Origin of the sequence: Pseudoalteromonas sp. ESRF-bin5 (assembly GCF_002632075.1) — a bacterium.
Taxonomy (GTDB): domain Bacteria; phylum Pseudomonadota; class Gammaproteobacteria; order Enterobacterales; family Alteromonadaceae; genus Pseudoalteromonas; species Pseudoalteromonas marina.
The window spans coordinates 1-11,259 of the sequence record NZ_NTLW01000053.1; the positions used below are offsets into that span (position 1 = coordinate 1).

Annotated in this window: 9 protein-coding genes and 1 pseudogene; 7 read left to right on the top strand and 3 right to left on the bottom strand. The window is 39.8% G+C overall.

Going from position 1 to position 11,259, the window contains the following annotated elements:
- The 3 genes from BCG07_RS01650 to BCG07_RS01660 form a co-directional block, all read left to right on the top strand.
- A partial coding sequence (locus BCG07_RS01650) for an MFS transporter (protein WP_286888263.1) occupies positions 1-810 on the top strand: 810 nt, incomplete at its 5' end.
- Positions 811-955: 145 nt separating this feature from the next.
- Entirely contained in the window at positions 956-1,771 is an 816-nt protein-coding gene (dkgB, locus tag BCG07_RS01655; RefSeq protein ID WP_286888264.1) for a 2,5-didehydrogluconate reductase DkgB, read from the top strand.
- 65 nt (positions 1,772-1,836) lie between these two features.
- Positions 1,837-2,124 carry a putative quinol monooxygenase gene (locus BCG07_RS01660; RefSeq protein WP_010556271.1) on the top strand — a complete coding sequence of 96 codons (288 nt, stop codon included), beginning with the start codon at positions 1,837-1,839 and terminating at the stop codon, positions 2,122-2,124.
- 109 nt (positions 2,125-2,233) lie between these two features.
- Here BCG07_RS01660 and BCG07_RS01665 read toward each other — a convergent pair whose 3' ends face one another.
- Positions 2,234-2,887, bottom strand: a complete 654-nt coding sequence (locus tag BCG07_RS01665) for a DUF6058 family natural product biosynthesis protein (RefSeq protein WP_008127925.1) — start codon at positions 2,885-2,887, stop codon at positions 2,234-2,236.
- A 172-nt stretch (positions 2,888-3,059) separates the two neighbouring features.
- Between BCG07_RS01665 and BCG07_RS01670 the strand changes: the two genes are divergently transcribed.
- A complete protein-coding gene (locus tag BCG07_RS01670; RefSeq protein WP_286888265.1) occupies positions 3,060-3,977 on the top strand; it encodes a 4-hydroxy-tetrahydrodipicolinate synthase in 918 nt (305 codons plus the stop codon).
- A 97-nt stretch (positions 3,978-4,074) separates the two neighbouring features.
- Positions 4,075-5,376: a DEAD/DEAH box helicase gene (locus BCG07_RS01675; RefSeq protein WP_286888267.1), complete on the top strand. Its 1,302-nt coding sequence runs from the start codon at positions 4,075-4,077 to the stop codon at positions 5,374-5,376.
- 33 nt (positions 5,377-5,409) lie between these two features.
- On the opposite strand, the pseudogene BCG07_RS01680 reads toward BCG07_RS01675, so the two are convergent.
- Both BCG07_RS01680 and BCG07_RS01685 read right to left on the bottom strand, forming a co-directional pair.
- Positions 5,410-6,906: pseudogene (locus tag BCG07_RS01680) on the bottom strand (amidase family protein).
- Between the two features lie 89 nt (positions 6,907-6,995).
- Positions 6,996-8,603 carry an NAD(P)/FAD-dependent oxidoreductase gene (locus BCG07_RS01685; RefSeq protein WP_286888270.1) on the bottom strand — a complete coding sequence of 536 codons (1,608 nt, stop codon included), beginning with the start codon at positions 8,601-8,603 and terminating at the stop codon, positions 6,996-6,998.
- A gap of 192 nt (positions 8,604-8,795) precedes the next feature.
- Between BCG07_RS01685 and fdxA the strand changes: the two genes are divergently transcribed.
- Both fdxA and BCG07_RS01695 read left to right on the top strand, forming a co-directional pair.
- Positions 8,796-9,119, top strand: a complete 324-nt coding sequence (gene fdxA / locus BCG07_RS01690; protein WP_006791755.1) for a ferredoxin FdxA — start codon at positions 8,796-8,798, stop codon at positions 9,117-9,119.
- Between the two features lie 146 nt (positions 9,120-9,265).
- Positions 9,266-11,259: carbohydrate binding family 9 domain-containing protein (locus tag BCG07_RS01695; protein ID WP_286888273.1), on the top strand; the 1,994-nt coding region annotated here is incomplete at its 3' end.

An 11,259-nucleotide genomic window follows, 5' to 3' on the forward strand; every position in this document is an offset into this window, starting at 1 on the left:
AAAGATAAAGAGGCCAGCGCTATTGCAATTATGTTTACGGGACTCACGGTTGCACTTGTAACAGGAGTGCCATTAGGAACGTGGATAGGTCAGCATTTTGGCTGGCGTGCAACATTTTTAGTGGTATCAGTGTTGGGCTTAATAGCTTTGGTAGGAAGTGCTATTTTGGTACCCAAAAACTTGAAGCAGTCTATCCCTGCAACCTTTAAAGAACAGCTTCAGGTTATTGTTAAACCGCGCTTATTACTCGTATATTTAATGACTATTTTAGGCTATGGCGGCACGTTTACAGCATTTACTTATTTAGCGCCGATTCTAGAGCAGGAAACTGGCTTTGCACCCTCAGCTATTGGTTTAATTATGCTGGTTTATGGTGCATCTGTAGCGGTAGGCAATATTTGGGGTGGAAAACTTGCGGATAAACGCGGACCAATAAGTGCACTCAGTATTATATTTAGTGCTCTTAGCATTATTTTATTGGCACTTACATTTACCATGGATAATAAAGTAGCTGCCGTACTTACAATTTTAGTTTGGGGCGCCTTTGCGTTTGGTAACGTGCCAGGCTTACAGCTTTACGTTGTAAAACAAGCACAAAAACATACACCTAATGCTGTGGATGTTGCATCTGGATTAAATATAGCCGCTTTTAATATTGGTATTGCACTTGGCTCAATCATTGGTGGAAGCGTAGTGGAAAGTATGACTCTGCGAGACACAGCATGGATAGGCGCCGTTATTTCTGCATTAGCATTTATAGCGACTCGTTACAGTGGCTTGCTCGATAAGCGTGAAATTCAGCGAGCATAAAGTGTAAACTTTGTATCATTAAACCCTTGAAACGCATTTTTATAACCTCATAGCTACTGTGAGGTTATTTTTTGAGAAAGTAAAAGGTGTATTTTTTAACGCTATTCAATAGCTGTATTTTAAACCAACGTATAAGGATAGATTCATGACACAACGTGTAATTGAAATGCCGAATTTAGGTGTTGGAACATTTCGTTTAGAAGGCGATACTGCATACAACTCGGTAAAAATGGCATTAGATGTCGGGTTTCGCCATATAGACACAGCGCAAATTTATGGTAACGAAGAGCAAGTAGGCCAAGCTATAAAAGATAGTAACATTCCGCGCAGCGAAATATTTTTAACGACTAAAGTGTGGAATAACAAACTCAATAAAACTGATTTTATTGCAAGCGTAGAAAAGTCTTTAGAAAAGCTGCAAGTAGACTCTGTTGATTTATTGCTTATTCATTGGCCTGCGCCATCAAACGATGAGCCAATGAGTGAGTACCTAACTGAGCTTTTAAAAGCTAAACAGCTTGGTTTAACAAAACATATTGGCGTGTCTAATTTCACTATTGCAAACTTAAACGAAGCTATGCAAACGCTAGACTCGCGTGAAATATTTACTAACCAAGTTGAGGTACATCCGTACTTAACTAATACAAAATTACGTGCGTTTTGCGCTCAGCACGGTATACACGTAACGGCTTATATGCCGTTTGTGGTCGGTAAAGTACTAAAAGATAAAACAATTATTGATATAGCGAATAAGCATAACGCTTCACCTGCGCAAGTTGTAATTGCTTGGGAAAACGCCAATGGCATGACTACGATTCCATCGTCAACTAAGCGTAAAAACTTGGAAGATAACTTTAACGACCATGTTAAGTTAGACGATGAAGACATTGCCCGTATTGATGCACTTGATTGTGGCGACCGCCAAGCAACGCCTGATTTTGCGCCGCAGTGGGATCAGTAATAAAATACGCAACACGATATTAGGTGTAGCAAAACTGCACCTTTGTTTTTTAAAAAGGACTCCGTATGTTAACGGTAATTGCCACAATCGCGAGCAAAAATATTGATGCAGAAGTTGTATTAACTGCACTCGAAAACCTGCAAAAGTACTCGCGCCAAGAAGTAGGCTGCCTACGTTATGAGCTATCGGTAAAAAGTGACGCGCAGCAAACGACTTATTTAGTGACTGAACAGTGGGCATCAGATGAGCATTTTGAATCGCACAAAAACGAGCCACATTTTAAAGCTTTTGGAACACAAGTTACCGGGCTTCTAACAAGCAGTAATATTGACGTGTACAACACCATTGGCTAGTAAAAAGCACTCTTATTAGTTAGTAAAATACAGTGGCGACGTAAACATACATCGCCATTTGCGTTACTCTGTATTTTAAACCCCAAGCCTGTATAAACCTCAGCAGTTTTTATTTAATCGATAAATCGTACTTTAAAATAAGTGCGTCTATGTAACGGGCACGCAGTGTATGTTGTTTTTCGTGATCGGCGCCGTGGCCTAATGCTTTATTGAGCAGCTTCATAGCGGGGTGCAGCTGCGTACGCTCTTGTTGGTTTAAACTTCCTTTAGTGCGCAATTCAGTAATATCGTCTACCAGCAAGCGGCCTATGTCCACACATACTATTTCGTCAATTAACCCGTTTTGTGTCAGTACACCGTATTTGCTGCATAAAAACTGTTGCCACACTTGCTGTAAATGCTCGTCTATTTCGCAGCCAAATAATTCTTCATTAAAATTAAAGCCTTGCTGAGCAAGTTTACTCAGGCTTGCTGTGTACTGCTGCGCAAAGTAATTAAAGGCATTGCTTGAGGATTCAATTTTTTGTTTTATTAGCCCTTGCCCCCAATTTACACAACCTCGCGGGTAATAATCATCGTACTCTTCACATTCATACAAACCAGAATACGAGCTACAACTTAGCTGGCTTTTTATACAATAACTTGGTTTAGGAAAAATGCTTTGCTGCTGCCACGTATCTAGTTGCTCGGCGTCAATATTTAAAGCATGGCAAAGCTCATCGGTGGTATAAAAATGAGTGGCTAAGTAGTCAGATAAACGCATAAAGGCTCGCTTAAAGTTAAAAATACAAACACTGTTTAAATGTACAGTATTTGTATTTTGTATTATCAAACTAAATAACACAAGCCATTTTACGTTTATTATTAGCTTAGGCCTGCAAAAATGCGTGTAAGTATGTTACAAATAGCGCAAGTTTTATAAATAATGAATTTTTATGCGCACCCTAGAACAAATTAAACAAGCAAGCTTAATTACTGCTATTAAAACCCCGTATTTAGCTAATGGTGAAATAGATTTAGTCAAGTATGATGAACTCGTCGAAATACAAATTGCAGCGGGTGTAGATGGCATTGTGGTTGGTGGTACAACCGGCGAAGGCCAGTTAATGAACTGGGAAGAGCATTTAATGCTTATTGCGCACAGTGCAAACAAGTATGGCAATCAGTTACTAATTGTTGGTAATACAGGCAGTAACAATACGCGCGAGGCAATAAAGGCCACCAAATATGGCTTTGCAAGTGGTATGCATGCAGCGCTACAAATTAACCCTTATTATGGCCGTACCTCTATTGTTGGTGTAAAAGAGCACTTTAAACGAGTGCTCGATATAGGTCCAGCCTTTATTTACAATGTGGCAGGGCGCACAGGACAAGACTTAACCCCTGATATTATTGAGCCTTTAGCAAAACACCCTAATTTAATTGGTATAAAAGAATGCGGTGGTAACGAGCGAATTGCACATTACGAGCAACAAGGCATTGCGTGTTGGTCAGGTAATGATGACGAAGCGCACGATGCACGCCATGTACACAAAGCACACGGTGTTATATCGGTGACATCTAATCTTATTCCTGGGTTGTTTCGCCGATTAATGGATACTAAAAATGATGCGTTAAATAGCTCATTACAACCTTTAATGAACTGGTTGTTTTGCGAGCCAAACCCGATTGCAATAAACACGGCATTGATGATGACGGACGCAGTAAACCCCGTATTTAGATTGCCGTATTTGCCACTGAATTATGAGCAGCAACAAATAGGGTTGCCACTCATTAATCAGTTAAATGAAGCCGATGTAGTAGGTGGCAAGGCGCGTTTACTTAACAGCGATGAAGTATTAACTCTCTCTTAGCTATAAGTTTGATATTATGAGCAGTAATAACTAACTGTTGGCTCATTTTTACTGTATAATTTGCGACCCTTGATAATGTGGCCGTAGGTTATACAGCATGAATTTTAAATCTTTTAGTTTCGCACCTGAAATCATCCAGGCATTAGACGAACTCAACTATCACACTCTTACGCCCATTCAACGCGCAGCAATTCCAGCTGTTCGTAAAGGTAAAGACGTTTTAGCCAGTGCACAAACTGGTACCGGTAAAACTGCCGCGTTTGCTTTACCTGTTATCCAAAAATTAATTGAATCAGACTTAAGCACAACCAATGCACCTACTGCTTTGGTTTTAGCACCAACACGAGAATTAGCAGAGCAAATAGCCAATAACTGTAAAGAATATGCAAAGCATACCTCACTAAAAGTAGTGAGTTTATTTGGTGGAGTAAATACCGCAGGCCAAGAAAACGCATTAAAAGCAGGCGTTGATATTGTAGTCGCAACTCCGGGTCGTTTATTAGATCACATTCGCCTAGGTAACTTAAGCTTGGCCAATGTAAAGCACCTAGTACTTGATGAAGCCGACCGTATGCTTGATATGGGCTTTATCACAGATATGCAGTCTGTGATTAAAAGCTGTGCTGATGACCGTCAAATTTTATTGTTTTCGGCTACATTCCCTGCAGCTATTAAACAATTTGCTTCTAAGGTACTTAAGCAACCTGAAATTGTGCGTGTTGACCAAACTAACAGTACCGCATCGACTGTACAGCACGTTGTATATCCTGTGGAAGAGCGCCGCAAACAAGAACTTCTTTCTGAGCTGATTGGTAAGAAGAACTGGCAGCAAGTACTTGTGTTTGTAAATATGAAAGACACAGCGGATGAGCTAGTTAAAGAACTAAACCTTGATGGCATTCCTGCAACCGTTTGCCATGGCGATAAGTCACAAGGTAACCGACGCCGTGCTTTACGTGAGTTTAAAGAAGGTAAGGTACGTGTGTTAGTGGCCACTGAAGTTGCTGCGCGTGGTATTGATATTGATGGATTACCGCGTGTAATTAATATTGACTTACCATGGCTTGCTGAAGATTACGTTCACCGTATTGGCCGTACAGGCCGTGCTGGTAATCAAGGCCAAGCAATATCGTTTGTAAGCCGTGAAGAAGAAAATACATTATTTGAAATCGAAGCATTAATTGGTCAAAAAATTAAGCGTGTTTACCTTGAAGGCTATGAAGTGAGTAACCGCGAAGTGCTTATTGATAAAATAGGTAAAAAGCCGGCTCACTTACGCCGTACTCGTTCTAATAAGTTATCAGGGCAAGCAACGGGCGAAGCTCGCGCGGTAAACCGTTCGCGTATATCTAATGTGCGTAAAAGCTTAAAAGGTGCAAAGTTGTCACTTAAAAAATAACAACTCATATAAGAATTAATAAAACCTGAGTTTTTACTCAGGTTTTTTTATGGGTGAAATAAATACTGCGTCGATTATTTGAGCATGCTGATAGGCCGCCTATGGCTGGTTTTTATTTGCAATAATAGATAACCCAACAGGTAGTCCACTGACTTGACCAACAGGAAGAGTTATATGAGTTGTGCCGGCAATTGCTGATAAAGAACTACTACTGCCTTTAAAGTTATCACCATTTACTAAGTCTGTTTTCCATGCAGGTGATGTTGTTGGGGCAATGACAACATCCACATTATTATTTTTGTATAAATTAGTAATTGCAGCTGTGGCAAGTGTGCGGTAACGGTGTTTAGGTTTTTGGTATTTGTCTGTTTGTGTTAAGTCGATAGCATTGGCTTGTATTAAAATATCTTGCCCAAAATGGGGCATTTCAGTTGCTTTGTTTTGTATATTAAAATCAATCAATGCACTTAAACTTTTTATCTTCACTTGGTCAGGAGTATTTGCTAAATACTGGTTTATTTCTTTTTTAAAATCATAAAGTAACACGTAATATTCATCGACAAAAAGCGTGGCTAGGTCATCAGATATATTAATGTTGACTACTGTATGACCTGCCTTTTTGAGCGCTGAGAGCTGTTTTTTGTATAAACGCTGAGTCTCTACTGTAAACTTATCACTGGGCAACGCACCAATAACTAATGATGACTTTGTAACTTTATACTGTGCTTGCAATTCAAAACTATGCGTAGAAGTATCAAGCGGATCGCGTCCTTGTAGCACAGATAATACAAGGCGGGCATCTTTTAATGAGTGTGCCATTGGGCCAACACTGTCTTGACTACTAGAAAGTGGCACTACACCAGAGCGCGATACCTGGCCCATGCTTGGTTTTATAGCATAAACGCCATTTACAGAAGCGGGGCAGGTAATAGAGCCATCCGTTTCTGTTCCAAGGGCAACAGGGGCAAAGTTAAGTGCGATGGCAACCGCTGATCCTGAGCTCGAACCACAGGGATTACGAGTAGTATCATGAGCATTGTGTGTTTGCCCGCCAACTGCACTCCATCCAGACGATGAGTAAGACGATCTAAAATTTGCCCACTCACTTAAATTGGTTTTGCCTAAAATAATAGCACCCGCATTTCTTAACTGCTTAACAACAAATGCATCGTTATTAGTTATATTATTTTTAAGAGCTAAAGAGCCAGCTGTTGTTGGTAATGATCCAGTGGTTTCTATGTTATCTTTTAAAAGTACGGGTATTCCATGAAGAGGCCCAGCCCAAAGCCCTTGAGCACTAAGTTCATCAATTTTTTTTGCTTGCGTAACAGCTGTAGGTTCAATATTTATGACGGCATTAAATTGAGGGTTAAGCTGATTAATTCGTTTAATATAGCCTTGAGTAAGTTGTTGAGCGGTAATTTTATTATTTTTATACGCCGAGTGGATCTCATCTATTGTTTTTAACTCGTGAGCTGAAATATTAAAAGCAACGACCCAGATTAATAACCCTAATAATTTTTTTATCATAAAAAAGTACACAAATAATTTTTTGGTTACTTTTAACACAAAAAAGCCCCACAATGTGAGGCTTTACGACAATTAACTAAATAGCGCGTTTAAGCGTTTTCAAGCATTGAAAGCGCAACAGCTTCGGCAGCTTTAATGCCATCAATACCCGCTGATAATATACCGCCAGCGTAGCCTGCGCCTTCACCTGCAGGGTAGAGTCCTTTGGTGTTAATGCTCTGAAAGCTTCTATCACGTTTTATACTAATGGGTGATGACGTGCGCGTTTCAACACCCGTTAGTAATCCATCATTAGTAGAAAACCCACGTATTTGCTTATTAAAAGCAGGAATAGCCTCACGTAACGCTTCAATAGCAAACGCAGGCAATACGTTACTTAAGTCAGTTAACTTAATTCCTGGTGTGTAAGAGGGTTTAACATCGCCTAAATCAGCAGAAGATTTGCCTTTTAAAAAGTCGCCGATAAGCTGGGCTGGTGCATCATAGTTTTCGCCGCCTAGCTTGTAAGCTTGCTCCTCTAATTTGCGCTGCAGCTCAATACCCGCTAAAGGATGGCCTGGGAAATCTTTTTCAGGTGAAATACCCACAACAATAGCACTATTTGCATTGCGCTCACTGCGTGAATATTGGCTCATACCATTGGTAACAACTCGGCCTTCTTCAGATGTTGCCGCAACGACAGTGCCACCAGGGCACATGCAAAAGCTATATACAGTGCGTCCGTTATTACAATGATGCACGAGCTTGTAGTCGGCAGAGCCTAAAATCGGGTTGCCGGCATTTGGTCCAAAGCGACACTCGTCAATCATTGATTGCTTGTGTTCTATTCTAAAGCCAACTGAAAAGGGCTTGGCTTCTACATAAATGCCTTTTTCGTGAATCATTTTAAAGGTATCGCGTGCGCTGTGCCCAACGGCAAGAACAACGTGTCGTGTTTCAACATGTTCACCGTTAGAAAGGGTTAAGCCTGTTACTTGACCGTCATCTAAGTGAATATCATCTACACGGGTACTAAAGCGAATTTCACCACCTAGCTCTATAATACGAGCGCGCATTTTTTCAATCATTGTCACAAGTTTAAACGTACCAATGTGAGGCTTACTTACATACAAAATTTCTTCAGGTGCGCCTGCTTCAACAAATTCGGTAATAACTTTACGGCCATAATGCTTAGGGTCTTTTACTTGGCTATATAATTTGCCATCTGAGAATGTACCCGCGCCGCCTTCACCAAACTGCACATTTGATTCGGTGTTTAGTGCTTTTTTACGCCAAAAGCCAAAGGTATCTTTGGTACGCTCACGTACTTCTTTACCACGTTCAACAATAATTGGATTAAATCCCATTTGTGCAAGCACTAAGCCTGCAAATAAACCACAGGGGCCAAAACCTATAACAACAGGGCGCTCTGTGATGTTTTTGTTTGCTTGAGCTACAAATTTGTATGAAGTGTCGGGCGCTGTTTTTACATGTTGATCTTTTGCAAATGCAGCTAAAAGCTCAGCTTCGTTATCAACTTCTATATCAAGGGTGTAAATGAGTAATATGGCTGTTTTTTTTCGCGCGTCGTAGCCACGTTTAAATACGTTATAACTGTGTAATTGTTCTGGTTGTATTTTTAGTTTGTTGATAATGGCTTGGCCAATGGCATTTTCATCATGATCAAGTGGCAATTTTATTTCAGTTAAACGTATCATTAATATCTCTATTTGGTGTCTTAGCGGTTGTATATCCGCTCACAATAAGAAAGTGTAGGGCGCGAATTGGCTTTACATTAAGGGCGCATATACTACGTTAAATTGGCTAATTATGGCAGTTATTTATTGTATTTTTGAGGTGAAAGGGTATGATCGCGCACTATTAAATTAGCTTTATGGTACAAAAAATTTATGGCGTTTGTAGTTACTGAAAATTGCATAAAATGTAAGTACACCGATTGCGTATCAGTGTGTCCTGCCGATGCATTTTTTGAAGGCCCTAATTTTTTAGCAATTAGCCCAATTGATTGTATTGATTGTGGATTATGCGTACCGGAATGCCCAGCTGAAGCAATTTATCAAGAAGATGAGTTACCCGACTCTCAAAAAGAGTTCACTGAACTTAATGCAGAGCTTGCCTTAATTTGGCCGCGCATTACCCAAGTCAAATCTGCCCCAGATGATGCAGACACATGGAATGGAGTTGAGAATAAGCTAAAGCTACTCGACACCTAACCGTCCAATTAAAATAACCCTTTATTATTAATTAGTTAATATTCAGCGAAATTTTGTTTGCAAGGTATTAACAAATGTACTCGCTTAAATTACACTCCGGCTTAGAAATTACTCATATTGGGTAAAGTTGTTCTAAATGGATGTTTATGCAGTACTTTATAATTATAAAAAAACCACTCACGCTTTTACTTTTATCCTTTTTTCTTCTATTTAATAGCTTCAGTGTATTTGCTGAAAAAGAGCAGATATCGCTGGCACGAATCAATCAAAATATTAGTGTTGATGGCGTACTTGATGAAGCTCAGTGGCAAAAAGCGACCTACGTTCCTTTACTCGTTCAAGATGAGCCTAATGAAAGAGGCGCGCCTCCGGTAAAAACCGATGCCTACATGTACGAAGATGGCACAAATTTGTATGTTGGTTTTATTGCTTACGACCCTGACCCAGATCAAATACGTGCTTCACTTCGTGACCGAGATACCCTTTGGCAAGACGACACTGCCATACTCGTAATAGATACCTTTAATGATGAGCGCTCAGGCTATGAGTTTTTTGTTAACCCGTTAGGTGCACAAGGCGATTTACGCATGAGCGATACCGATGGTTGGCAGTCTGATCCGTCGTGGAATGCAATTTGGGATAGTGCAGGAAAAATTACCGATGAAGGTTATGTAGTTGAAATGCGTATTCCTTTTAAAGCATTGCGTTTTCCAGAAGATAAAAAAGACTTAACATGGGGGTTTTTGTTAATGAGAAACTACCCACGGGACGTGCTCTATCAAATATCTAACATGGGGTTCGACCGCGATGTCAAATGTAGCCTTTGCCAGTTTGATAAGTTAACGGGCTTAAGTGAAATTGAATCAAGTAAAAATGTACAACTTACCCCAACGCTTACAGCGCTTCGTCACGATGATAAAGCGCAACTTCCCGGTGACTGGGAGAACGGTAACATAGATACTGAAGCCGGTTTAGATTTACGCTGGGGAATAACAAAAGACGCGGTATTAAATGCGACTATTAATCCTGATTTTTCGCAAGTAGAGACTGATTCACTAGAGCTTGATGTGAATACAACCTACTCAATTTATTATGCAGAAAAAAGACCTTTCTTTTTAGATGGTGCCTCATATTTTAAAAGTAGCTTATTTGAGCTTTTATACACCCGAACCATTGCAGAGCCAACTTTAGGCGCTAAGTTAACCGGTAAAACGGATGGGCATAGCTATGCACTTATGTTAGCTGATGATGAAAACAGTAATATTCTACTTCCTTCAAATCAAGGCTCTGGTTTTGCTTCATTAAATGAAAAAACACAGGCAGCAGTAGGCCGTTATCAATATGACTTAGGTGATCAAGGAACGTTGGGCGTTTCAAGTACACACCGACAAAGCGATAATTATCGTAATACGGTACTATCAGTTGATGGCAGTTATTGGTTTAATCAGTCAGATACATTGCTTTATCAGGTTTCGTCAGCTGATACACAAAATTCTGACTTTTTGGTTGATAACTATGGACTATCCAAAACGCAATCTGATCAGGCATACGCAATTGAGTTAACGCGTGACAAGCGAGACTATAAACTTTACACATCTTATGAAAATATTGGTGAGGATTATCGCACCGATTTAGGATACCAAGAAAAAGTCGATTATGAAAAAGTGCTAATTGGTGGCGGTCAAACGTGGTATCGAGATGAGTTAGATTTAATTACTTCATGGTCTTATGAAGCTGATTGGGATAAAACCTGGTCGCAAAGTGGTGACTTGCTTGAGGAAGAATACGAAGGCTTTTTAAGTTTTAAGGGGCAAAAGCAGTCTTTATTTAATATTGGTTTTATCCATCGTAAAGAAAGTTATTACGATGAATTTTACAATCAGAATATAGGTTATCTTTACACTTCGCTTAAACCGACAAAAGACTTGAACTTATCGTTTTACTTAGAATATGCAAGCCGTATTGACTATACAAATTTAGAGCTTGGCGATGTAATTAATACACAAACGCAAGCAGTTTGGGATATAAACGATCATTGGCAAGTGGATATAAGACACAGTTATAGTAAGTTAGATAACCCACGAGATGACCGCGTTTACACAGCTAATTTAGTCGATTTTAGACTGCATTATAAATTTAA